At 68.9% G+C, this 24,605-nt stretch carries 16 protein-coding genes and 1 CRISPR repeat array; of the genes, 7 read left to right on the forward strand and 9 right to left on the reverse strand.

The features are described 5' to 3' along the window. Nucleotides 1-46: 46 nt before the first annotated feature. Both TA3x_RS10005 and TA3x_RS10010 read right to left on the reverse strand, forming a co-directional pair. Nucleotides 47-199: a hypothetical protein gene (locus TA3x_RS10005; RefSeq protein ID WP_435020749.1), complete on the reverse strand. Its 153-nt coding sequence runs from the start codon at nucleotides 197-199 to the stop codon at nucleotides 47-49. A gap of 383 nt (nucleotides 200-582) precedes the next feature. Then, entirely contained in the window at nucleotides 583-810 is a 228-nt protein-coding gene (locus TA3x_RS10010) for a hypothetical protein (RefSeq protein ID WP_435020751.1), read from the reverse strand. 560 nt (nucleotides 811-1,370) lie between these two features. Here TA3x_RS10010 and TA3x_RS10015 point away from each other — a divergent pair. The 7 genes from TA3x_RS10015 (at nucleotide 1,371) to cas2 (ending at nucleotide 9,649) form a co-directional block, all read left to right on the forward strand. Beyond that, nucleotides 1,371-3,611 (forward strand): CRISPR-associated endonuclease Cas3'', encoded by a 2,241-nt coding sequence (locus TA3x_RS10015; RefSeq protein ID WP_435020753.1) that lies wholly within the window; start codon nucleotides 1,371-1,373, stop codon nucleotides 3,609-3,611. 141 nt (nucleotides 3,612-3,752) lie between these two features. Beyond that, nucleotides 3,753-4,409 carry a type I-C CRISPR-associated protein Cas5c gene (gene cas5c / locus TA3x_RS10020; RefSeq protein ID WP_435020755.1) on the forward strand — a complete coding sequence of 219 codons (657 nt, stop codon included), beginning with the start codon at nucleotides 3,753-3,755 and terminating at the stop codon, nucleotides 4,407-4,409. Continuing rightward, nucleotides 4,406-6,628 carry a type I-C CRISPR-associated protein Cas8c/Csd1 gene (gene cas8c, locus TA3x_RS10025; protein WP_435020757.1) on the forward strand — a complete coding sequence of 741 codons (2,223 nt, stop codon included), beginning with the start codon at nucleotides 4,406-4,408 and terminating at the stop codon, nucleotides 6,626-6,628. The genes cas5c and cas8c overlap by 4 nt, the downstream gene beginning before the upstream one ends. After that, nucleotides 6,625-7,617, forward strand: a complete 993-nt coding sequence (gene cas7c / locus TA3x_RS10030; protein WP_435020759.1) for a type I-C CRISPR-associated protein Cas7/Csd2 — start codon at nucleotides 6,625-6,627, stop codon at nucleotides 7,615-7,617. The genes cas8c and cas7c overlap by 4 nt, the downstream gene beginning before the upstream one ends. A gap of 4 nt (nucleotides 7,618-7,621) precedes the next feature. Then, on the forward strand, nucleotides 7,622-8,362 hold the full coding sequence (gene cas4 / locus TA3x_RS10035) for a CRISPR-associated protein Cas4 (RefSeq protein WP_435020761.1): 741 nt from the start codon (nucleotides 7,622-7,624) through the stop codon (nucleotides 8,360-8,362). Further along, nucleotides 8,280-9,323 carry a type I-C CRISPR-associated endonuclease Cas1c gene (gene cas1c / locus TA3x_RS10040; RefSeq protein WP_435020763.1) on the forward strand — a complete coding sequence of 348 codons (1,044 nt, stop codon included), beginning with the start codon at nucleotides 8,280-8,282 and terminating at the stop codon, nucleotides 9,321-9,323. Before cas4 ends, cas1c begins: the two co-directional genes overlap by 83 nt. Nucleotides 9,324-9,358: 35 nt before the next feature. After that, on the forward strand, nucleotides 9,359-9,649 hold the full coding sequence (gene cas2 / locus TA3x_RS10045) for a CRISPR-associated endonuclease Cas2 (RefSeq protein WP_435020765.1): 291 nt from the start codon (nucleotides 9,359-9,361) through the stop codon (nucleotides 9,647-9,649). A 178-nt stretch (nucleotides 9,650-9,827) separates the two neighbouring features. Then, a CRISPR array of direct repeats spans nucleotides 9,828-14,830; the repeat unit is 32 nt; unit sequence GTCGCCCCTCACGCAGGGGCGTGGGTTGAAAC. A gap of 327 nt (nucleotides 14,831-15,157) precedes the next feature. Here the strand turns inward: cas2 and TA3x_RS10050 are convergent. The 7 genes from TA3x_RS10050 to TA3x_RS10080 all read right to left on the reverse strand — a co-directional run bounded on the left by TA3x_RS10050 (nucleotide 15,158) and on the right by TA3x_RS10080 (nucleotide 24,596). Further along, a complete protein-coding gene (locus TA3x_RS10050; RefSeq protein WP_435020767.1) occupies nucleotides 15,158-16,138 on the reverse strand; it encodes an alpha/beta hydrolase in 981 nt (326 codons plus the stop codon). A 175-nt stretch (nucleotides 16,139-16,313) separates the two neighbouring features. Then, a complete protein-coding gene (locus tag TA3x_RS10055) occupies nucleotides 16,314-18,491 on the reverse strand; it encodes a glycoside hydrolase family 32 protein (RefSeq protein ID WP_435020769.1) in 2,178 nt (725 codons plus the stop codon). A gap of 127 nt (nucleotides 18,492-18,618) precedes the next feature. Continuing rightward, nucleotides 18,619-19,365 (reverse strand): hypothetical protein, encoded by a 747-nt coding sequence (locus TA3x_RS10060; protein WP_435020770.1) that lies wholly within the window; start codon nucleotides 19,363-19,365, stop codon nucleotides 18,619-18,621. 136 nt (nucleotides 19,366-19,501) lie between these two features. After that, on the reverse strand, nucleotides 19,502-20,938 hold the full coding sequence (locus tag TA3x_RS10065; protein WP_435020772.1) for an MFS transporter: 1,437 nt from the start codon (nucleotides 20,936-20,938) through the stop codon (nucleotides 19,502-19,504). After that, nucleotides 20,938-22,059, reverse strand: a complete 1,122-nt coding sequence (locus tag TA3x_RS10070; protein WP_435020774.1) for a mandelate racemase/muconate lactonizing enzyme family protein — start codon at nucleotides 22,057-22,059, stop codon at nucleotides 20,938-20,940. The genes TA3x_RS10065 and TA3x_RS10070 overlap by 1 nt, the downstream gene beginning before the upstream one ends. A 46-nt stretch (nucleotides 22,060-22,105) precedes the next feature. Continuing rightward, nucleotides 22,106-23,137, reverse strand: coding sequence for a succinylglutamate desuccinylase/aspartoacylase family protein (locus tag TA3x_RS10075; protein ID WP_435020776.1), 1,032 nt, complete (start codon nucleotides 23,135-23,137; stop codon nucleotides 22,106-22,108). Nucleotides 23,138-23,171: 34 nt separating this feature from the next. Further along, the gene (locus TA3x_RS10080) at nucleotides 23,172-24,596 is read right to left on the reverse strand and encodes a DUF1501 domain-containing protein (protein ID WP_435020778.1); all 1,425 of its coding nucleotides are present in this window, start codon (nucleotides 24,594-24,596) and stop codon (nucleotides 23,172-23,174) included. Nucleotides 24,597-24,605: the final 9 nt, after the last annotated feature.

The raw sequence follows: 24,605 nt of genomic DNA on the forward strand, positions 1-24,605 counted from the left end.
GTCCAGGTGGCGGACCCGTTGGCCCATGGTCACCGGCAATCCGGCTTCAAGCCGGGCAGCCGTTGTCGACGAAGTGGCCCTCGCCGACCAGGATCCCGCTGGCGACAAAGTTGCCCGCCCCGGCGACCCGCAGGTGATAGGTCAGGCAGTCCTCGGGGGGCGCAGGCACGTATCGACGCGTCGACTTGATGGTGGTCACCGCGCGGGGATTCGCCGTGGCAGATCGCCAGCCCGCCGTGGCGGTCGGCGGCCCTGCCGCCGGAATGGCCGTCGCCGAGCAGCGAGCCGACGACCCGCTCCTGCCAGCCCTCCAGGCGGGTGCCGATGGTGAAGATCGGGGCGCCCGGCCGGAGGTCGCCCGCCCGGCGGGACCCCGCGGGGTGAGGATCGGCTGGCCGCGGGCGACGCGGGTCGCCCGGCGGGCGCCGCGTTCGCGCCGGGCCCCGCCGCGGGCGAAGGCCTCCGGCAGGACCAGGTCCCGCGGGTCGGCGAGGCGGCAGTCCCAGGAGGTGGCCGGTCAGGACAGGCGGACGGGCAATCGCTTGCGGACGACCCGGGAGATCTCCAGCCAGGCGGACTCGGTCAGGACGTCGACCGAGCCGATGAAGCCCCGGGGTTGCGGGGCGGACGGCTCGGCGGGTGCGGAACCGGGTAGAGCCAGCCGGGCAAGAGGACGAGCAGGCCGGCGGCCTGGCCCTCGAACGGCGTGGCGGTGCCGAGGGCGGGCTCGGGGTGGCCGAGGCGCAAGCAAGCGGCGTGGACGGCGTCGGGGTCGCGGACCTGGGTAGCGACGGTGACGATGAGGCTCACGGCGGCGATCTCCTGGGATCAACGCGGCGGAAGGGATACCCGGCGGCTCTTGGCCGCCAACAGATCGAACGGGGCCCTTGTCAGGAAGGGGGGGTAGGGGCGGCAAGTCATTGTGGCGCGTTTTTGCGTCGATTTTATCGACTTCGGCAGGCCCCAAAGCGTCGAGCTTCAAAGTGGCACGAGCCGGTTAGCCAGGATCAGGTCATCGCCTGATTTGTTGTGGTGGCCGAGCACCCGGACCGGGCACCGACGCCGTTCGGGTTGGGCGGTAAGCGTGTGGAGCGGGAGCGTCGGCAGCGAGAGCGACGACATCGGTTGAGCGGATCCGGGGGCCGCTTCGTCGCTCGAGGCCTTCTATGGCCATGCTCGCCCCGAAAGACCCGTCGGAACGGCCGGCAGAAAGATCCGGTGAACGCCTTGCAACCAGGATACGGATGGATATCATGTGCGGGTCTCCTACCCATGAATGATTCGGATATTCATTCCAACACTCGGGTGCTCCCATTCCTCCTCCTTTCGCCCACACGCGTCGCGGCCATCCTCCATCCGAGTGGCACGGGTTGTCGGATCACCTCCGGTCGACCAGCCGCCTGGCCGGGGAATTCGCGGCATCATCCGGCGCGGAGGGTATGGGCCGCCTGGCCGGGCTCTGGCATGACCTCGGCAAGTACAGCGCGGCCTTCCAGGACTATTTGCGGGAATGCTCCGATTGGGATGAAGATGTTCCCGGTGCCAGGACCCGAGGGCGAATCGATCATTCGACGGCGGGGGCGAAGCACGCGGCGACTCACGGCGGGATCGGCCGGCTGATCGCATACTGCATCGCGGGCCATCACGCCGGCCTGCCCGACGACGAAGGCGAAGCATCCTCGCTCCGGGAACGGCTCCTGAAGTCGATCGAGCCGATCGATGCGGCCCCACCCGAGATCCTGTCGCCGCCGGGGTTGCTGCCCTCGGACAAGCCCGCGAGTCCCCGGCTCGCCTCCACGAGCGAGCCCGGGTTCTCGTTGGGTTTCCTCACCCGGATGCTGTTCTCCGCGCTGGTCGACGCCGACTACCTGGACACGGAACGGGCCCTGGATGAGGAGAAGGCGAATCTCCGCCAGGGAGATCCGGTCTCGTGCCGGACGCTCCTCGAACGATTGGACGACCACCTGGGAAGGATGCAGAGTCAGGCTCCGGATACCGCGGTGAATCGGCGGCGGGCCGAGGTCCTCGACTCATGCCGGCTCAAGGCGGGACTTAACCCGGGGTTCTTCTCCCTGGACGTCCCCACCGGCGGGGGCAAGACCCTCGCCTCGCTGGCCTTCGCGCTGACGCACGCCGATCAACACGCCGATCGAAGGGGGTTGCGGCGTGTGATCTACGCCATCCCCTTCACGAGCATCATCGAGCAGACGGCCGACACGTTCCGGGAGGCGCTCGGCGATCTGGGCGGCGTCGTGCTGGAGCACCACGGCAACCTCGACGCGGACGACCCCGCCCGGCAAACGCCACGCCTGAAACTCGCCGCCGAGAACTTCGACGCCCCGCTCGTCGTCACGACGAACGTCCAGTTGTTCGAGTCGCTCTTCGCCTACCGTCCGTCGCGCTGCCGCAAGCTCCATCGGCTGGCGAGGAGCGTGATCATCCTCGACGAGGCCCAGGCCCTCCCGCCTCGCCTGCTGGCGCCGACCCTCGCGGCGCTCCGGGAACTGGTGGCCAACCACGGGGCGACCGTCGTCCTCTGCACGGCCACGCAGCCGGCCGTCGAGCGGCGCGACGGGTTCGGCATCGGCCTCGAAGGGATCCGCCCGATCATCGACGACCCGCTGTCGCTCCACCGTGCAATGAGGCGGACGGTGGTCGAACAACTGGGCCGGTTGGAGGACGAGGAACTCGCCGGGCGACTGCGGGCGGGGAGCCAGGTGCTCTGCGTGGTCAATTCGCGACGGCACGCGTCGGACCTCTTCCAGCGCCTGGGCGGCCCGGATGCATTCCACCTCAGCGCCTCGATGTGTGCCGACCACCGATCCCGGGTCGTCGATGAGATCAAACTTCGCCTCAAGGCGGGGAAGCCGTGCCGAGTGATTTCGAGCCAAGTCATCGAAGCCGGCGTGGATGTGGATTTCCCGGTCGTGTATCGCGCGGCGGCCGGGCTCGACTCGATCGCGCAGGCCGCCGGGCGATGCAATAGAGAAGGCGTCCTCACGGACGAGGCCGGCCGGCCCAGCCCGGGCCGGGTCATCGTGTTCGACTACGATGCGAAGAAATATCCGACGGATCCGCTGATCGCGCAGGCCGCCGCCCGCTTCCGCGAGGTGGCCTTCGATCATGAGGACGACCTACTCTCGCCCGGTGCGATCGCGGATTACTTCCGGCTCCACTACTGGCAACAGGGGGGCGACGACGGCAGGGGGTGGGATCGCGGCGTCGAAGGGCAAAGCATCATGGACTGCTTCCGCCCCGACAAAACGGACCTGCTCCATGCCCAGTTCCGCGAGGCGGGCGATGCCTACCGATTGATCGATGATGCGCAGGCCCCGATCCTGGTCCCCTACGGCGAGAAAGGTGAGGCTCTGATCGGCGAGTTGGAAGGCTTCCCCGATGAAGTCGAGCCGGGACGCCTCCGGGCCTTCGATCGCGCCGCCCAGCGATACGTCGTCGGGATCTACCAGAACGGCCTGGCACGCCTGCACGGCAACGGCGCGCTCCTGGAGCGGCACGGCCGATTCTATCTTGGAAATCGGGACGCCTACGACGGCACGGTCGGGCTTCGCTCCGACGTGCTGGGGCTCGACCTGGACCGGCTTCTGATTTGATCGTGCAACACGAGTCGCAAGGTCATTCTCGATTGGTCGATCATGGCCCGTCGGAAGTGGCCCCGGCGCGGGCTGGGCGGGGATTCCACCCTTCGCAAAGGCCCACTTCGTCATCCACCCGGCAGGAGAAGATTCCATCCCATGAGCGTACGCATCCATGCCTGGGGCGACCTGGCCTGCTTCACGAGGCCGGAGATGTCCGCGGAACGGACGAGCTTCGACGTCATCACGCCATCGGCGGCCCGGGGGGTCGTCGAGGCGATCTACTGGAAGCCGGAGATCCGCTGGCACATCGACCGCATCCATGTGCTGAGGCCGATCCGGTTCACGTCGATCCGTCGGAACGAGGTCGGGAGCAAGATCCCCGCCGGGGCGGTCACGGCGGCCATGAAGTCCGGCCGGGGACGCCTCGGATTGAACATCGAGGAGGACCGGCAGCAGCGGGCGGCGCTGGTCCTCCGCGACGTGGGGTACGTCATCGAGGCCCACTTCCGGATCGTCGGCGGCGAGGCCAACCCGGCCAAGCACCTCGACCAGTTCAACCGCCGGGCCAGGGTCGGCGGATGTTACGCCAGGCCATTCCTCGGCTGCCGCGAGTTTCTGGCCGAATTCGCCCTGATCGAGGACGGCGAGCCTTTGCCCGAGGTCGATCCCGAACTCCAGGGCACCCGCGACCTCGGCTTCCTGCTCCATGACATCGACTTCGAGGACGGGATGAAGCCGCATTTCTTCCATGCGGTCCTGCATGACGGGGTTTTGGACGTGCCGCGATGGCCGGGCCGGAGGGATCGGCCATGAGTCATCCGACCGGCTCCCCGCTCCGGGCTTTGGTCGACTACTACGAACGCCTGGCCTCTGATCCCAATCAAGCCGTCGCCGAGCCCGGCTTCTCGGTCCAGAAGGTCCATTTCCAGGTCGTGCTGGAGCGGGACGGGCGGCTCCACGGCTTCGAGGACATCCGCGAGCGCGACCCGCGCGGCAAGGTCATCCCCCGGTCCTTGCTGGTTCCCGACGCGGGCGGCCGATCCGGGACCGGGTTGAAGCCTTCCTTCTGCTGGGACAACTCCGGCTATGCCCTGGGCCGCGACAACAAGGGGAACCCGGCCCGGGCGGCCGAGATGTTCGCCGCGTTCCGCGACCTCCACCGATCGTTCCGCGAGGAACTGGGCGGGGACGAAGGGTTCGCCGCGCTGTGCCGGTTCCTGGAAGACTGGGACCCCGCCCGGGCCGAGCAGCTGCCGAATTGGGAGGAGGCCGCGGGCCTGAACCTGGTGTTCAAGGTCCGGGGCCGCCCCCGGTACGTCCACCAGGGCGAGGCGGTCCGCGAGGCGTGGTCGCGACGCGCGGCGATCCCGGACGGGCCGGGCGTGCTCGGGTTCTCCCTGCTCACCGGCGAGGAGGAGGAGATCGCGCGGCTGCACCCGCTGATCAAGGGGGTGGCCGGCGCCAACACGACCGGCGCGGCGATCGTCTCGTTCAACAACAACGCCTTCGAAAGCTACGGCAAGACCCAGGGCTACAACGCCCCGGTCGGCCTCCGGGACGTCCATCGCTACACCACCGCCCTCAACCGCCTCCTCGCCGACCGGTCCCGGCGGACCCGGATCGGCGACGCGACGGTCGTGTTCTGGGCAGGCCGGGAGGAGGGGGCCGGCGCCGAGCCGATCTTCCACGACCTCTTCGATGGCGGCTTCGTCGACGAATCGGCCGAGCACCTCCGGACGGTCCATCGCGTCCGCCATTTCCTCGACGCCGCGCGCGAGGGGAAGCTCCGCGACCAGATCCAGGACCCCGACACCCCCTTCTACATCCTCGGGCTTTCGCCCAACGTCGCCCGGCTCAGCGTCGGCTTCTGGCTGACCGGGACCGTCGCGAGCTTCGCTGGGCGGTTGGCTCGACATGCGGACTCGCTCCAGATCGGAGGTCAGCCCAGGAACGGGCCGAGCCTGTCGATTCGAGACATCGTCGCCGAATCGGTCCGAAAGAAGGACCCATCCTCCCGGGGGGATGATCCCTTTTCGACCCGGCTGGCGGCCGACATCATCCGGTCGATCCTCGGAGGACTCCCTTCGTTTCCGGAGACCTTGCTCCAGGCGATCCTCCGCCGCATCCAGGCGGATGGCACGGTCTCATGGAGAAGGGCCTCGATCATCAAGGCATTTTTGCTGAAAGAATCCCAATATTCAGAAGGGAGCAATGATGTGGATCTTTATCTGAACAAGGAGCGTCCGGCGAAGTCCTACCACTGCGGAAGGCAACTCGCAGTGCTGGCATTCGCTCAGAAGGAGGCGCTCGGCGACCTCAACACCGGCGTCGTCCGGCGCAATATGGGAAGCGTTATGGCGATGCCAGGTCTCACCCTAGGCCGCCTCGTGAAGAACGCGGAAATCGGCCATATTCCCAAGCTCGACGGCGATCTCCCCGAATTCATCCGCGATGAACTCAAATCGATCAGCACTCGCATTCAGGACGACTATCCCAAATATCTCCCACCCAGGGAGCAGGGTCGATTTGCCCTCGGCTTCTACCACGAAGTCCAGTTCCTCGACTTCGTCGGCGAGCAGATCAAGGCAAAGAAGGGCCTGAGCCGGAGGCGTTACCGGACGGCACAGGGAGAGTGGGTGCGTTCGATCCTGGAAAAGAAGGTCGCTGATTCTCTCCACCGATTCAAGCTGCCCTACCTCTACGAGCCTCGCGCCCTCCTCGGAGGGACCGAGCGGTGGCCGGACTTCGTGGTCAGGCGCGGGGTCGGCCGAGACCTGTTCGTCGAAGTCCTTGGAATGAACACGCCGGAATACAACGAAAGCTGGCTGCGAAAGCAAGCCGCCTACGAGCAAGCCGGGATCACCGTCGAAGGTGGCGTCAATGGCCGCCTCATCATCCTCGATTTCCGCACCGATCCATCAGAAGCCCAAAAGTTCAAGTACGACGAACGTGCCACCTTCGAGGCGCTGCGCCCTTACCTCGCTGACCAGGATATCGAACCCGTCACCGAGAAATCGGAGTCTGAATCATGAGTGATTCAATCAATAGCCGCTACGACTTCGTTTATTTCTTCGACATCACCGATGGCAACCCCAACGGCGATCCCGACGCGGGGAACCTGCCCCGGATCGACCCGGAGACCGGCCAGGGGTTGGTTACCGACGTCTGCCTCAAGCGCAAGATCCGCAACTTCGTCGGCCTGGCCCACGGCGAGCAGCCTCCTTACGAGATCTACGTCAAGGAGAAGGCGGTCCTGAATCAGCAGCATGAACGAGCCTATCAGGCTTTGAACATCCCCCTCAAGGCGGACAAGCCGGCCAAATCCGACGACGAAGCCCCGGCGAAGGATGCCAAGGGGAAGGGAGTCAAGGGGAAGGACCGGGCCGAGCAGGGCCGCAACCTGGCGCGATGGATGTGCGGCAACTTCTTCGACATCCGCGCCTTCGGCGCGGTCATGACGACCGACGTGAATTGCGGGCAGGTGCGGGGACCCGTCCAGTTCGGCTTCGCCCGGTCCCTCCACCCGGTCGTCAGCGCCGAGTTCGCGGTGACGCGTTGTGCCGTCACCACCGTGGCCGAATCCGCCAGGCAAGATGGCGGCAACCGCACGATGGGCCGCAAGTTCGCCGTCCCTTACGGTCTCTACCGCGTCCACGGCTACATCAACCCGAACCTCGCGGGCGGCAGCAACGGGACCGGCTTCTCCCAGGAGGATCTTGAGTTGCTCAAGCGTGCCCTCGACCAGATGTTCGAGTGCGACAGGTCGGCGGCCCGGGCCAACATGAAGCCGGTGGCGTGCGTCGCCTTCCGGCACGAGAGCCCGATGGGCAACGCCCGGGCCGATCGCCTCTTCGGCCGCGTCCGCTGCCGGCCGAGGCCCGGCGTGCAGCCGCTCCCCGGCGACGAGTCCGGCGCCGACGAAGGGCGTCCGCCCCGCTCGTTCGACGACTACGAACTGACCGTCGACGAGGCCGGCCTCCCGGCCGGGGTGACCATCGAACGCTGGGTCGACTGGTCCTGAAACCATGGCCTACTGGGAATCCGAACTCCTCCCCATCTCCGCCCTCCAGCACCTGCTCTACTGCGATCGGCAATGCGCGCTGATCCACGTGGAGCGGCTCTGGGCGGAGAATCGCCTGACGGCGGAGGGAAGTCTCCTCCACAAGAAGGCCCACGGCGGGCGGCGTGAGAAGCGGCCCTCGGGCCTCACCACCCGCTCGCTCCCCGTCCGGAGCCTGGCCCTCGGGCTGTTCGGCATCACCGACGTGATCCGCTGGTGCCCGGGCCTGGACGGGGCCGTCGTCCCCGTCGAGTACAAGCGCGGCCGGCCCAAGGCCAACGACTGCGACCGCGTCCAACTCGCCGCGCAGGCACTGTGCCTGGAGGAGATGCTCGGCCGGTCCGTCGAGTCCGGCGAGATCTTCTACGGCAAGCTCCGACGCCGCACGCCGGTCGAGTTCACGTCGGAGTTGCGCCGGACGACCATCGATGCCGCGGCCCGGCTCCACGAGCTGATCCGGTCCGGCCGGACGCCTCCCGCCGAACCCGGGCGCAAGTGCGACCGGTGCTCGCTGCGCGAGTTGTGCCTCCCCAAGCTGGCGAGCAAGCTCCGGATCGCCCCGGACTTCCAGCGAGCGGTCGACGCCCTGCTCGCGCCCCCCGAGGAACGACCCCAACACCCCCATGAAGACCCACCTGAACACCCTCTACGTGATGACCCAGGGGACCTACCTCGGGAAGAAGGGGGAGACCGTCCAGGTCCGTGACCGGGGCAAGGTCCTCGCCCAATTGCCGCTGAACAACCTGGAAGGCATCGTCTGCTTCGGGCGAGTGGCGTGTTCGCCGTCGCTGCTCGGCGCCTGCGCCGAGCGTGGGGTCGCGGTCTCGCTCCTGACGGAGCGGGGCCGTTTCCTGGCCAGCGTCCGCGGATTCTCCCACGGCAACGTCCTCCTGAGGCGTCAGCAGTATCGGCTGGCCGACCGGCCGGAGTCGGCCATCGACGTGTCCCGCAGGATCGCGACCGCCAAGGTCACCAATTCTCGATCCGTCCTGCTCCGGGGCGCCCGGGACTCCGGCGGGGATGCGAGCCGGACCGAAGTCCTCGATCGCGCCGCCGGCCGGTTGGCGGCCTCGGTCCAGGGGCTGCGGGACGCCTCCGCGATCGACCAGATCCGAGGCCTGGAAGGGGAGGCGGCCACCCATTACTTCGGCGCGTTCAACGCCCTGCTCAGCCCTTCGGCATCCGCCGAGGCATTCCAGTTCCAAGGGCGCTCACGACGTCCCCCGCTCGATCGGATCAACGCCCTGCTGTCGTTCCTCTACACGCTCCTGTTGCACGACGCCCGGGCGGCCTGCGAGTCCGTGGGCCTCGACTCCTGCGTCGGCTTCCTCCACGCCGACCGATCCGGGAAGCCTAGCCTGGCCCTCGACCTGATGGAGGAGTTTCGCGCCCCGATCGCCGATCGGCTCGCCTTCTCGATGATCAATCGCCGCCAGATCGACGCCGGCGGATTCAAGGTCCAGGAGAACGGGGCCGTCGAGATGAACGACGCCACGAGGAAGGCGATCCTCGCCGCCTACCAGCAGCGAAAACGCGAGGCCTTGACACATCCCGTCCTGGGCGAGCCCACGACCATCGGGCTGCTCCTCCACCTCCAGGCCCTGCTGATGGCGCGCTGGATCCGGGGAGACGTCGAATCCTACTATCCGTTCCTCTGGAAAGGCTGATTCAACGCCCGGATCCCGGACGCGGAGGCTAACCGATGCGTGTGCTCGTCACCTACGACATCCGGACCACGACCCCGGGCGGCCAGCGCCGACTCCGACGGGTCGCCCAGGCCTGCGAAGATTATGGCCGACGGGTCCAGTATTCAGTCTTCGAATTGAAGGTCGATCCGGCCCAGTGGGAGACCTGCCGGGCTCGCCTGCTCGAGATCATCGACCTCAAGACGGACAATGTGCGATTCTACTTCCTCGGCACCCGCTGGGAACACCGAGTCGAGCATCATGGAGTGGACCCGGGCTTCGATCCCGACGACCCCCTGATCGTCTGACGCGAACCGCCAGCGGACATTGCAAACCCAGGAGGTTCGCGATTTTTCCAACCCTCTTTGGCAATTCGATTTCGGTTCTTCATGGCCCGGACCACCCTTGCCAGGGCAATTCACACGGAGCCGGTTCGCGAAATGTGCTGTCTATCTCTCCGCCCATTTTCGAGTTAGGATCCCGGGGTTCGCCCCTCACGCAGGGGCGTGGGTTGAACCGTCGGGGAGCTGGTCGTCGCCCAGGATCGAGCCGGTTCGCCCCTCACGCAGGGGCGTGGGTTGAACCCCCTAGTCCCGGACCCTCGGACGCCCCTCCCGGCGTTCGCCCCTCACGCAGGGGCGTGGGTTGAACCCAAAAATCGCGATCGACCGCCGTCGTCTCGTCGAGTTCGCCCCTCACGCAGGGGCGTGGGTTGAACCAGGGGGATCCGGCGGGGCGTCGGCGTCGATCCGGTTCGCCCCTCACGCAGGGGCGTGGGTTGAAACCGAGAACAACGTCCCGGTGAAGTGGTACGCATCGAGTTCGCCCCTCACGCAGGGGCGTGGGTTGAAACTCGCGCAGCTCGGCAAGTTCATCGAATACAAGGCCAGTCGCCCCTCACGCAGGGGCGTGGGTTGAAACTTCGTCTCCTTGACCCACTTGAGCGGGGCCGTCGTCGCCCCTCACGCAGGGGCGTGGGTTGAAACATCAAGCTCCGCTCCAGCGCGAGCACCAGCTTCGGTCGCCCCTCACGCAGGGGCGTGGGTTGAAACAACGAGTATGACGATGAGGCCGAGCCGGGCCTGGGTCGCCCCTCACGCAGGGGCGTGGGTTGAAACCGCCTGATCCCGCGCTGGTCGCACACGTCGCGGATGTCGCCCCTCACGCAGGGGCGTGGGTTGAAACCGTTGCGACGGGCGTCAGATCCGCGACCTGGCCGTCGCCCCTCACGCAGGGGCGTGGGTTGAAACGTGCCCTGCTACTCCCATCTGTCGGATTATTGCGTCGCCCCTCACGCAGGGGCGTGGGTTGAAACCACCGGGCACCAACCATCTCCCACTAAAAACCAAAAGTCGCCCCTCACGCAGGGGCGTGGGTTGAAACCACTCCCGGACGGACAGCCGGCCCGTGACGATCGTCGCCCCTCACGCAGGGGCGTGGGTTGAAACGATCTCGGCGTCGCGGTCCATCTCTCGCTGGGACGTCGCCCCTCACGCAGGGGCGTGGGTTGAAACTTCGCGCCCTTCGTTCGGCCCATGATCCTCGCGGTCCGTCGCCCCTCACGCAGGGGCGTGGGTTGAAACATGCTGGACGCGACGCGTCGGGTCACGCCCGACGTCGCCCCTCACGCAGGGGCGTGGGTTGAAACTGCATCCCGCATTTGGCGGATGACGATTATGTGCGTCGCCCCTCACGCAGGGGCGTGGGTTGAAACCCATGCCGGTTGCGGCCGTCGGGCCCGAGGGCACGTCGCCCCTCACGCAGGGGCGTGGGTTGAAACGGGCCCACCTTCGCCATCCCGGTCAGGTCGCTATGTCGCCCCTCACGCAGGGGCGTGGGTTGAAACATGGCGACATGATCGAGGCCATCCAGGTCGGGCCCCGTCGCCCCTCACGCAGGGGCGTGGGTTGAAACTTTGGTGCGATGAAGGCGGCGAGTTCGTATCCGAGTCGCCCCTCACGCAGGGGCGTGGGTTGAAACGCCGTGGGGTGGCTGATGCAGCGGCAGCCGATGGAGTCGCCCCTCACGCAGGGGCGTGGGTTGAAACGGGGCAGGTCTCGGCGATCATCAACGTCAACACGTCGCCCCTCACGCAGGGGCGTGGGTTGAAACCGATTGGAAGATCGGGGAGTTGACCACCGGCACGTCGCCCCTCACGCAGGGGCGTGGGTTGAAACCCGCCGTGGTCGCCGCGCTGGGCGGAACGGATGCCCGTCGCCCCTCACGCAGGGGCGTGGGTTGAAACATCTGGTCGGCCACGCCCCAGGCCGGCACGCAGCGTCGCCCCTCACGCAGGGGCGTGGGTTGAAACGCCTCCCTCCTGTCGATCGCCCCCTCCGAGGATTGTCGCCCCTCACGCAGGGGCGTGGGTTGAAACATTCCCCGCTCCGCCGCGATCCATGCCGCCCCCATTGATCGCCCCTCACGCAGGGGCGTGGGTTGAAACTGGGCGGTCAGCGACTCCAGGGCCTTGGCGTTGGCGTCGCCCCTCACGCAGGGGCGTGGGTTGAAACCGCATCTCGGCCCGGATGAAGTCGAGTCGGCAGTCGCCCCTCACGCAGGGGCGTGGGTTGAAACAGCTCCAAAGCCTCGGCGTCGGCGTCCCGCCTGCGTCGCCCCTCACGCAGGGGCGTGGGTTGAAACCGCATCTCGGCCCGGATGAAGTCGAGTCGGCAGTCGCCCCTCACGCAGGGGCGTGGGTTGAAACAGCTCCAAAGCCTTCGGATAGTTGGTCCCCCGTCGCCCCTCACGCAGGGGCGTGGGTTGAAACCCGACCGGTGCGAGGACGGCTTGGCCGAACGACTCGTCGCCCCTCACGCAGGGGCGTGGGTTGAAACCCCTGCCCGCCGGCCGTGATCGACCGGCACCCGGTCGCCCCTCACGCAGGGGCGTGGGTTGAAACGAGATGCCATGAAACGCCGAACGATCGTCAATCCGGTCGCCCCTCACGCAGGGGCGTGGGTTGAAACCCGACCCGGGCGATGTCGAGCGGAGCCAGCGAGAGTCGCCCCTCACGCAGGGGCGTGGGTTGAAACCGTATCAGGAACGGGTAAAAGCGCCGCCCTTCCGTCGCCCCTCACGCAGGGGCGTGGGTTGAAACGTTGCTATGCTTGAGCCAGTTGCGGCTGTCCTCGGTCGCCCCTCACGCAGGGGCGTGGGTTGAAACGACGGGTTGCCGTCCAGGCTCGGCCCGGAGTTGAGTCGCCCCTCACGCAGGGGCGTGGGTTGAAACATCCAGTACGCCCCACGCCAGGGCGTCGACATGGAGTCGCCCCTCACGCAGGGGCGTGGGTTGAAACCCGAACCCCCGCGATCCGGCCAATCCGCTCCGGGGATCGCCCCTCACGCAGGGGCGTGGGTTGAAACGGCCTGTCGGTCTCCCCCGGCCAGGAGGAGGGCCGTCGCCCCTCACGCAGGGGCGTGGGTTGAAACCTCTATCGAAGCTGCGCCCCGCCCCCGGGTGGGTGTCGCCCCTCACGCAGGGGCGTGGGTTGAAACAAGTTCTCGACCTCGATTCCGCCCGGGACGCCTCGTCGCCCCTCACGCAGGGGCGTGGGTTGAAACCGGTTATGACGCTGGCAGTCATCAGCGGTGATCCTGTCGCCCCTCACGCAGGGGCGTGGGTTGAAACCTGGTCACCGGCCCGGACCATGACGAGAAGATGGGTCGCCCCTCACGCAGGGGCGTGGGTTGAAACCTACAGGTCGGACGTGGAAGCCAAGTTCGCTCTGGTCGCCCCTCACGCAGGGGCGTGGGTTGAAACTACGTCCGGGCCCAGGAATGGAACCGCGACGAGCAGTCGCCCCTCACGCAGGGGCGTGGGTTGAAACTTGCGGACGCCCTGGTCCAGGACCTTGGTCGTCGTCGCCCCTCACGCAGGGGCGTGGGTTGAAACGGGTCGTGTTCCACGCGCCAACCCTCCCATCCCGTCGCCCCTCACGCAGGGGCGTGGGTTGAAACATGTTGGACAGGACGCGGCGGGTCACGCCCGACGTGTCGCCCCTCACGCAGGGGCGTGGGTTGAAACGAGGGCAGCCTGTGGTCGGGGCCCTCGCCCGCCTGTCGCCCCTCACGCAGGGGCGTGGGTTGAAACGAGGATTGGAGCGACATCGTCCGGGGGGCCGTCTGTCGCCCCTCACGCAGGGGCGTGGGTTGAAACCCCGGGAATGAGGCCCGACGATGAACCCCACCGCGGTCGCCCCTCACGCAGGGGCGTGGGTTGAAACATCCGGGGCGGCTTCGCGGCGACCCGGGACCAGGTGTCGCCCCTCACGCAGGGGCGTGGGTTGAAACGACTCGACCTTGCCGATGGTGGTCTTGGGGGCGCCGTCGCCCCTCACGCAGGGGCGTGGGTTGAAACCTCTCCGCATGCCCCAGGAGGCCGAGCCGTGGGGTCGCCCCTCACGCAGGGGCGTGGGTTGAAACGACTCCCGCCCCCGGCAATGCCCGCCGCCCGATCAGTCGCCCCTCACGCAGGGGCGTGGGTTGAAACGGTCCCGACTATGACCCGAGCGAGGATGCCGAGCTGGTCGCCCCTCACGCAGGGGCGTGGGTTGAAACCTCAAGGACAACGTGATCGAAGCCGCGTCCCTCAGTCGCCCCTCACGCAGGGGCGTGGGTTGAAACGCCCAGGAGTGTCACCACCTCGTACCCGTCGTCGAACGTCGCCCCTCACGCAGGGGCGTGGGTTGAAACATGCACATGGTCATCGAGAAGATGCCCTACGTCGGTCGCCCCTCACGCAGGGGCGTGGGTTGAAGCGGTGGGCCATCCGGGGATGAAGGAATCGCCGTAGTCGCCCCTCACGCAGGGGCGTGGGTTGAAACCTGTGTGCCCAGCGCGGCTGGTGCGATAACGGCGTCGCCCCTCACGCAGGGGCGTGGGTTGAAACTCGCCCGGCGTGACCACCACGGCCTTGCGGATGTCTTGTCGCCCCTCACGCAGGGGCGTGGGTTGAAACACCTTGCCCATCTCGATCGTCGCGATGATCTGGGTCGCCCCTCACGCAGGGGCGTGGGTTGAAACTCGATGAGCGGCATGAGGACCAGCCACATCAGGGGCGTCGCCCCTCACGCAGGGGCGTGGGTTGAAACAGACGACGGTCGCCCCGGCCAGGGCGGGGTGGGCGTCGCCCCTCACGCAGGGGCGTGGGTTGAAACCAGGATTGGCAGGATGGGGCTGGCCCGCCCTCCCGTCGCCCCTCACGCAGGGGCGTGGGTTGAAACTTCACGCGATCCGGGGAGATCCCGGCCTCCTCGGTCGCCCCTCACGCAGGGGCGTGGGTTGAAACGACCGAGACCAGGGGCGGGCGGGGGAGATGGATCGTCGCCCCTCACGCAGGGGCGTGGGTTGAAACCGACGAATCGGCCCGGGTGTACTCCTCGGTCAGAGTCGCCCCTCACGCAGGGGCGTGGGTTGAAACGTCTTGTGGTCGTTGAAGCAGGCCAACTCGGGGTCGTCGCCCCTCACGCAGGGGCGTGGGTTGAAACGCCCCGGTTCGGCGGACTTGGATCAGTCCACGCGTCGTGGCATCTTTGTTGATCCCTGTGTCCGACGGGGCGGGTACCTCAATAGCACCTCTGTGTTGCACGATGCGATGCCAGATGATCGCATCATGACGCCGCATCGGCGTTGGTCGCCAGTCTGGGGTGGGAGATGGCCTGTTGGTGAAAATCGTTTATTGGAAACAGGTTAAGTCGGGATTGGAAGGCGGATTCGAATCCTGGTTTCCCGACTTCAAGAAGGCCCGCCTCGACTTTTGGTCGTGGCGGGCCCTTTTCGTTGCCCGGCCGGGATGCCGCGAGCCTATCCCATCCTCAGGATTGGGCGGCAGCAGGTCGGCAGACGGCCCAGGCGTAGGGGGCGATCCAGGTCGCGACGACCGGGTTGGCCGTCGCCCCGCCGAACGTGTGCTTCGCCCCGATCAGGGACCCGATGCCCCGCTCGCGGTATCGCGACGCCATCGGCCCGAGCCGCTCCGTTTGGCTTCGGCCCAGGCCGGTCTTGCCCAGGGCACGATGGTGGTCGGAATACTTGCCGAAGGGGTGGACGACCAGCACCGGGTCGAGCTTGTTGTAGAGGCACAGCACGCCCTCGACTGCGGGCAAGGCATGGCCGAGCCGTTCGCCCGGGTCGAGCCACTGGCGATCGCAGGCGGGCTCGATGACGACCGCGCGAAGCCGGAGGGCCGGGGGGCATTCCGGCAGCACGGAGGGGCGGCACGGGTCGCACCCGTCATCCAGGGATCCGCCGCCCAGCAGGTGCAGGGCCGAGAGCACGGCGTATCCGCCGTGGCTCTGCCCGATCAGGGAGACCCGGCCGCCGGTCGGGAACGCCTGGAGGAACCGGGCCAGGTGATAGCCCGCGACGGCGGCCCGCCTGGCCTTCTCGTTGGCGTCCTTGATCAGATTGGGATAGATGCGCTGGCTCGGCCAGTCGAAGGCGACGACCACCGCGTCGGGCGCGAGGGCTCCGTAGGTCGCGAGATCGCCGCGGATGCGATCTCCTTCGGCGACGGCCTGGTCGGCGTTGTAGTAGCTGCCGTGGACGAGGATGACGACGGGCCGGGTTCCTGCCAGGCCCAGGAGTTCGGACGGATCCCGCCTCGCCATGCATCCCCCGGCTTCGAGCCGCGAGGCACGCAGCGTCGGCCAGGGGTCGGTCCCCATCACCTGCGGGCAGGCCCGGGTCTGGACGTGCCAGAATTCCCGGCCGCTCGCCGGCCGGGCGAGCAGAAAGGCCGTCGCCAGGAACAGGGCGAGCCGGGCGGTCCCGGCGCGGGTCCCGAGGATGGGCATGGGGCGCATTGCTTGTTCAGGGTGTGGATCCGTCTTGGGTGCAGGTGAAGGGTATCCTCATATTCGGCTTTGAGGGCCGATTCGGCACAATTCGGCGGGCCGGCCATCCCGACATCCCCGACCATCGGGAAGGGCGGCCGGGATGCCCGGCGTCCCCCAATCGGAGGACTCGCCGTCATCTCCCGGGTTCCCACGCCGAGCGCAACGGATAGGCGGTCAGCTCCGCGAATTCGACCGGGCCGCCGACCGCCGAGACGACGACCGACGTGTCCTCCGCCTTCGGGATCACCGGCAGGGGCACGTAGGCCAGGCCGCCGGCCGCGAACACCTCGAAGGCGGTCCGGTCGGCCAGGATCCGGAGGTCCACCCGCCCGTCGCGGGGCGGGGCCGGGGCCCGGACGCCGTTGACGACCAGTTCCCCCTTCGCCGCGTCGTAGGCCACGGGCACCCCGCGCACGGTGAAGATCACCTCGCGGGCCGACCCCGGCTCGAAGGTCGCGACGATGTCGAGGGCATCCCCCTTCGCGGACGCCAGCGGGTTCGGGCCGCCGGGTTCGAGCGTCGCCGGCCCGGCCGATACGCCCGCCTCGCGGAGCGTCTCCAACTCCTTGACCGGGGCCCGGACCAGCCGGGGGCCGTCGGGCGTGCCCGCCAGCTTCAACTCGTGGGGCACGCTCATCGCCTGGTTGAACGGCATGCCGGGGCTCGGGGCCTGGAGCCACCCGACCTGGATCCGCCGGCCGTCCGAGTCCGGGATGTCGCTGAAGGTCTGCGCCGCGTAGAACCCCCGGCCATGATGCCCCGGGAGCTTCGGCGTCTCGGGCTTGAAGGTCCGGCTGTCGAAGGTGCCGACGGAATACTCGCCGCTCGCCGCGGTCAGGACCCACCTCGCCCGCGCCGGGTCGCCGTCCACCGGCAGTTCGAACAGGTCCGGGCACTCGAAATAGCCGCTCACTTTCCCGGTGACTTCCCAGTGCTTGAGGTCGGGCGACGCGAGGAAGTGGATGGTGTGGTCGGTCGTCGCCTTGCCGTCCTTCGGCGGGCCGGGCAGGCCGACGTAGAGGGCCATCACCCAACGGCCGGTCGGGGCGTGCCAGATCACCTTGGGGTCGCGGTTCCCGTCGGTGATCTGGCCGACGACCGGGTTGCCGGCGAACTTCGCGAACGTCCGCCCGCCGTCGGTGCTCGATGCCAGCCCCTGCACGGTCGGGTTGCCGGCGGCGGTGTAGAGCAGCACCAGCGGGGGCTTGCCGTCCCGGCCGAGTCCGCTGGTGTTCGCCCGATCGACGACGGCCGAGCCGGAGAACATCGTCCCCATCGCGTCCGGGTAAAGGGCTTCGCCGCGCTCCTCCCAGTGGACGAGGTCGGTGCTGACGGCGTGGCCCCAGTGCATGTTGCCCCAGGCCCAGCCATACGGGTTGTGCTGGAAGAACAGGTGGTAGACGCCGTCGGCGAACACCAGTCCGTTCGGGTCGTTCAGCCAGCCCCGCCGGGCGCTGAAGTGGATCAGCGGCCGGAGCGGCTCGCGGTACAGGTCCTCGGCCCCCTTGAGGTCGTCGCCCTGATCGATCGAGGCCAGCCCGGTCGAACCGGCCGGGAGCTTCCCCGCGCGGATGGTCGCGGCTTTCCCCTTCCAGGCGGACACGTCGAGCGGGGCCCACCAGTCGGCCCCGGCGTCGGCCAGCTCGATGTCGAACGACCGCTCCACGCGGCCGTCGACGGCGACGGTCACCTTGCGCTTCGGACCGCCGGTCTTGACCGGGAAGTGGAGGAAGCGGCCGGAGAGCACGACCTCCCGCGCCGCGTCCGACGCGACCTGCGGCCTCGCGTCGGTGAAGACGATGTGGTCGACGTTGATGTGGCCCCAGCCGCCGGTCGCGTCGTCCACGATCTGGAGCCGGGCCGTCCTGCCCGCGAACTCGGCCACGTCCCAGGCCCCGGGCTCCAGCCCCTCATCGCCGCCGGGCTCGGTGTTCGGCCCGGTCGCGGTGCGGGCCACCTTGCCGTCGATGAGGAGGTTGAGGCAGGTCTTGCCGGGGAAGCCCCCGCCGCCGATCAGGAACGCGACGTGGTTCCGATCGATGCGGAACTCCGGCGAGGTGAGCGTCCCGGTCGCCCGATCCCCGCCCCGGAACGTATTGACGAGGCCGTCGCCCCGGAATCCGGAGACGCGCATCTGACCGGGCTGCGTGCCCCGCGCCGGGCCGTCTCCGAACGCCGTGCCGGCCGCCTTCCAATCGCCGTAGGTTTCGCCCTCGAAGTCGGCGAAGACCACGTCCGGACGGCCGTCGTCGGCCGTCGCTGCGGGCGGGATCGCGAGCGTCATCGCGCACATCATCAGCGTCATCATCATCAGTCACCCCCGACGGCCCGTGATCAACCGCCGGGGCCGGCGCAGATTGGACCATGCCGTGCGCGCGGTTTCCAGGGGGAGGCCGGATCCGGACGCCCCATCCCCGAGATCGGGTCGCGACCGCCGGTCAGCGGGCCCGGCCGATCGCCATCGGGATGTCGCAACGGGCGGCGGTGTCGGATTCCAGGCCCAGGAAGGTCGAGGTCAGGGCGAAGGCCCGGTGCAGGGCGGGGGCCGGCACCGGTTCCGGGCCGTCCTCGACGGTCGCGGGCGCCGCCGGGAAAAACGAACCCGATTTCCGAGACGGGGCCGACGCTTCGGTGGGCGTCTTCGCGACGGCGGCCGGGGCCAGGGCCGTCGCGACGGCGGTGCGCTCGGCCTCGGCCCGCATCCGCCGCAACTCATTGAGGGCACGGTGGAAGGCCCGTTCCGACGCGGCCTCGTACTTCCGCGCCAGGGTCGCCTCCTTCGACGCGTCGAACAACGCCCGGTTGGCCGCCTCGTTGCGGAGCGTCCGCGCGTTGTCGGCGTAGCGGTCCGACGACGCCATGAAGGTTTCCTTGGCCTCCCGGACGTGGGTGGACAGGGCGGCGGATTCCTGCACGACCGCGCGGTCCATCCGGACGACGTGCACGGCCATCCGGCGGACCAGGGCCGCGCCCACCTCCCCCTCGGGCTTCAACTCGGCGCGGAAGGCGTCGGTGAGGCGCTCGACCTCGGCGGCGTCCTCCTTGGGGAGCACGATCCCGGCGCCGGTCATGCCGTGCTTCAGCGCGTTGGCCCGCGAGCGGGCCTTCCCCTCCTCCGTCACCGGCCCGGTGCTCTTGAGGGCGTTCTTGCGGTTGGCCTCGATCTGCGCGGGGGTGGCGGGCATCGGCGTCGTCCTCGATCGGTGCCTGTCGGTCGGGTGGGGTCTCCGACCGATATATTCAGGATCGAGGGGGCGGCTTCAGCACAGTTTCTCCCCGAATCGGCAAAATTTGTCCCGGAAACCGGATCGGCCCCGGGATTCAGGCATCCGCGGGGTCGGGGGGCGGAAGTTCCCCCGAGGCGATCGGCCGGGACGGATCGATGAGGGCCCAGCAGAGGGCGGCCAGGAGGAAGGCGGCGATGTAGGTGGCGAAGGCCGACTCGTATCCCGAGAGCACGGCCAGACGCCGCCCGGCGGCGGAGATCGTCCCTTCGGAGATCGCGCGGGCGGCCAGGGAGCGTTCGACCAGGGAGCCGGTCAGCCAGCCGGCGAGGGCGGTCCCCAGGGTGCCGATCGTGTTCATGCAGGCGGCCGTCACCGCGGCGTGCTCGCGGCCGAGGTCCTGGCAGGTGGCCCAGGCCGAGCCGAGGGTGAGGTCGATCCCGAAGGCGGCCAGCGAGATCAGGAGGCAGAAGGTGTGGACGTCCGTGGCGTGCAGGGCCCCCCACCAGCAGAGCGCCCCGGTGCCCAGCGTGGTGATGGCCAGCGTCCGCCGGGCGCGACGGCGATCCCCCAGGAGCCGGGCCAGGCCGTTGACGCAGAGGCCGCCCAGGAAGCAGCCGGCGGCGCCGACCCACAGGGGCGCCCCCTTGTAGATGGCGCCGACCTTGTCGCCCGGGGCGATCGCGAACCGTTCCTGGAGGTAGGTGGGCAGGTAGGTCAGGTTGAAGGCCCAGGCGTAGTTGACCAGGAAGTACATCAGGCAGAGCGCCCACAGGCTGCGGCTGCGGAGCAACGCCCGCCAGGGGACGCCCGACGCATGGCCGTGCGAGCCCTTGCCCTCGGAGCCGATCAGCTTGCGCTCGGCCGGGTTGACCCCGGGGTGATCCTCGGGCCGGTCGCGAAAGAAGGCGGCGAAGGCGACGGTCCAGGCCAGGCCGATCAGCCCGAACAGGACGAACGCCGTCCGCCAGCCCATGAGCGGGGCGGAGGTGGCCGTCCCGCCGACCAGGATGGCCCAGACCAGCGGGGTGAGCCCCCCCATCAACCGGCCCGACATGAAGACCAGGCCCTGGGACATCTCCCAGTCCCGGGCCGGGATCCAGTTGTAGAGTGCCCGGGTGATGTTGGGATAGGCCCCCGCCTCGCCGGCCCCGAACAGGAACCGGAGCACGATCAGGGCGCCCAGCCCGCCCACCAGCGTCCCGCCCACGCGGAGGCCGACCAGGGCGGTCAGGGCCGTGCAGACCGACCACCAGGCCACGATCCGGATCAGCATCCGGCGCGGGCCGAGGCGGTCGCCCAGGGCCCCGGCCGGGATCTCGAAGGCCGCGTAGGCGATCGCGAAGCAGGTGATCGCCCACTTGAGCTGCGAGACGTCCGCCAGGCCCAGGTCGCTCGCGATCGACGGGGCCGCCGCGCCGAAGCAGGCACGGTCGAGATACGTGATCATCGACAGGGTGCAGGCGAAGCCCAGCACCCGGTAGCGGACCCGCGTCGGCGCCCCGGCCCCGAACTCCGCGTCGGCGACGCCCATCAGCGCGACTCGTCGATGAGGACCGACGCGACGAAGTCCTCGTCGAGCGTGACCCCGAGCCCGGGGCGGTCGGGCACGGCGATCCAGCCGTCGATGGCCTGGATCTTCTCCACGGTCAGGTCGTGGCGGAGCGGCGAATCTTCCACGCAATCCTCGAACAGGAAGGCATCCTTGCAGGTGCTCAGCCAGTGGAGGCTGGCGGCGGCCGTGACCGGGCTGGTGTAGCAGTGGTTGCAGAGCCGGGCGCCGATCTCCTCGACCCTCTGGCGGATGTAGGCCGAGTCCGTGAACCCGTTGCGCGAGAGGTCGACCTGGTAGACGTCCAGGCAGCGGCCGTCGATCAGGGGGCGGAACGACTGCCGGCCGCATTCCTCCTCGCCCGAGGCGATCGGCACCGGCGAGCGGTCGCGGAGCCAGCGGTAGCCCTCGTAGTCGTCGGGGCCGAGCGGTTCTTCGAGCCAGCCGATCCGGGAGTCGGCGAACGACTTGGCCCGGTCCAGCGCGGTGCGGGCATCCCACACGCAGCCGGCGTCGATCAGCAGGGTGGCGTCGTCGCCCAGCCCCTTGCGGGCGCCCCGGACGAGGTCGAGGTCGACCGCTTCGCTCTGGCCCATCGGCTCCCAGCCGAACTTCACGGCGCGGTAGCCGGCCTCGCGCCAGCGGCGGCCGATGTCGGCGGTCTCGGCCCCGTCGCGGCCGAACAGGATCGACGCATAGGCCGGGAAGCGGTCGTGGAGCTTGCCGCCGAGCAGGCGGTGGATCGGCTCGCCGAAGTGCTTCCCCTTGAGGTCCCACAGGGCCATGTCGATGGCCGCCATCGCGGTGATGGTGGTCGACCTCCGGCCGCAGTACATCGTCCGCCGGTACATCTTCTGCCAGAGGCGCTCGGTCTCCAGCGGGTTCTCCCCGACCAGGATGGACCGGAGGCCGGCGGCGATGTTGTGGCTGAACGGGGCGTCGATGACCGCCTTGACCATCTCCGGGGAGGAGTCGGCCTCGCCGATCCCTTCCAGGCCGGTGTCGGTCCGGACGCGGATCAGGACCGAGTCCTGGCTGCTGGCCGTCTTGGCCTCGACGTTCTTGATGCGGAGGATCTGGCAGACGATCTCGGTGATTTTCATGCGGGCTTCCAGGGCGGTTGGCGGTCCGTGCCGGGGGGCCACCGGGTCAGGAGGGGAGGACGCGGCCGACCACGACGATGTGCTGGCCGCGCGGGACCGGGGCGGCCCACGCCTGCGCGAGGACCACCCCGTCGACGCCGGCGACGACGGGCCAGGGGTCCATGTCGATGTGGTCGAAGTCGTGCAGCAGGCCGACGGCCTCGCCGCGCCGGACGGCCGCGCCGCATTCTAGCAGGGGCTCATAGTGGCCGTCGAAGGGGGCCACCGTGAAACAGTCGCGATCGACCATCTCCAGGGTGCGCTGGGTACCGTCGCGGTGGTGGCCGATCGGCTCGATCTCCCCGCGGAGCTGCCCCTGGTGGATCGCCGCCGCGAGGACGCCGTGCCGGCCGAACCGGACGCCGTCGACGTTCACGGCCCGTCCCCAGCCGAGTTCCGTCCCGACGGTGATCTTGCCCAAACGCTCGGCCTCGCTGGGCAGGAGGCCGGGCGTGGCGTTCTGGTAGACCATCAGGCAGGGCGTCCCGAACCAGCGGGCGGTCTCCTCGACCTGCCGGGATTGCTCGGGGTCGTCGAGCGGGTGATAGCTGGCGCAGAGGGCGAACCGGGCCACGTCGCCCCCGGAGTGGAGGTCCAGCACCGTGTGGACCCGGGGCCAGATGTGCGACCGGACGAATGCGGCGATCCGGTGGGTGATGCCGCCCAGCGCCGGGGTGACGCCGGCCCCGTCCACGAACGCCCGGTTGAGGTTCACCCCGTCGTCGTCGCGGCTCTCGCGGGTGCCCGAGCGGAAGGCGGGGGCGTTGAGCACGGGGATCAGGATGATCCGGCCCCGGACGTCCTCCGTCTTGATCTCGCGGATCAGGTGCTTGAGGGCGACCGGCCCCTCGTACTCGTTGCCGTGGTTCGACCCGAAGGCGACGAGCCCCCGGCCGGGCTCGGCCTCGGGGCCGACCCAGACGGTGAGCGGGATCAGGTGGTCGCCCCAGATGCTGTCGTGTTCCAGGGCGACCCAGTAGTCGCGGCGGCCGGGGGAGTCGAGGTCGAGCCGATCGGGGCGGACGACGGATCGTGTCATGCGGGGCGGATTCCCGAGGGGATGCGACGAGGGTTCAGGCCACGATCGATCGGACGACCTGCCCGTGGACGTCGGTGAGGCGGAAGTCGCGGCCGGCGTAGCGGTAGGTCAGCCGCTCGTGGTCGAAGCCGAGCAGGTGGAGGATCGTGGCGTGGAAGTCGTGGACGGTGACCGGGTCCTGCACGGCCTTGAAGCCGAAGTCGTCGGTGGCGCCGTGGATCGTGCCGCCCTTCACGCCGCCGCCGGCCATCCAGACGCTGAACCCGTAGTGGTTGTGGTCGCGGCCGAGGGCGGCCTTGCCGTTGCCGTCGAGTTCCACGGTGGGGGTGCGGCCGAACTCTCCGCCCCAGATCACCAGGGTGTCTTCGAGCATCCCCCTTTGCTTGAGGTCGGTCAGCAGGGCGGCGATCGGCGTGTCGATCTGGGCGGCCAGAGCGCGGTGGTTCTGCTCGATCTGGGCGTGGTTGTCCCAGGGCTGCCCGGCGCCGTGCCAGAGCTGGACGTAGCGGACGCCGCGTTCCAGGAGCCGGCGGGCGATCAGGGTCTGCCGGCCGTGGACGCCGTCGCCGTACAGATCCCGGATCGCCTGGGGCTCGCGGTTGATGTCGAAGGCGTCGGCGGCCTCCATCTGCATCCGGAAGGCCATCTCGAACGACTGGATCCGGGCGTCGAGCCGGGCATCGGCGCGGGGCTCGCGGTGCCTGGCGTTGAAGGCTTGCAGGAGATCGAGCTGCTTCCGCTGGACGGCCTTCGACGCGTGCGGGCTGCGGATGTTCTCGATGAGCTTGTCGATCTCCGTGTTCTGGGGATCGATGAACGTGCCCTGGAACGCCCCCGGCAGGAAGCCGGACTGCCAGTTGTCGGAATCCTTGATCGGCATCCCGCCGGGGCACATCGCCACGAAGCCGGGGAGGTTCTGGTTCTCCGTGCCCAGCCCGTACATGACCCACGAGCCCACGCTGGGCCGGGACAGCACCGAGTCCCCGCAGTTCATGAGCATCAGCGACGGCTCATGGTTGGGCACCTGGGCGACCATCGAGCGGATCACCGCGATGTCGTCGATGTGCTGCGCCGTCTTGGCGAACAGCTCGCTCACCTCGATGCCGCTCTGCCCATATTTCTGGAACTTGAACGGGGAGGGGAACGCGGCGCCGGTCTTGCGCTCGGTGGTCAGGCTCTCCGGGGCGGGCTGGCCGGCGTACTTCAGGAGGGCCGGCTTCGGGTCGAACGTATCGACCTGGCTGGGGCCGCCGTTCAGGAAGAAGTGGATGACCCGTTTGGCCTTGCCCGGGAAGTGGGGCGGCCTCGGGGCCAGGGCATCACCCGACGGGATCCCCGAAGGCGTGGACGCGAGCGCCCCCTCGCGGCCGAACAGGTCGCCGAGGCCGAGCGCCCCCAGGCCCAAGGCCGAGCGTTGCAGCAGGGCCCTGCGGTTGATCATCGACGGGTCGTGCGGCATGGTCGCTCC

Origin of the sequence: Tundrisphaera macrotermitis, assembly GCF_051175315.1 — a bacterium.
Lineage (GTDB): Bacteria > Planctomycetota > Planctomycetia > Isosphaerales > Isosphaeraceae > Tundrisphaera.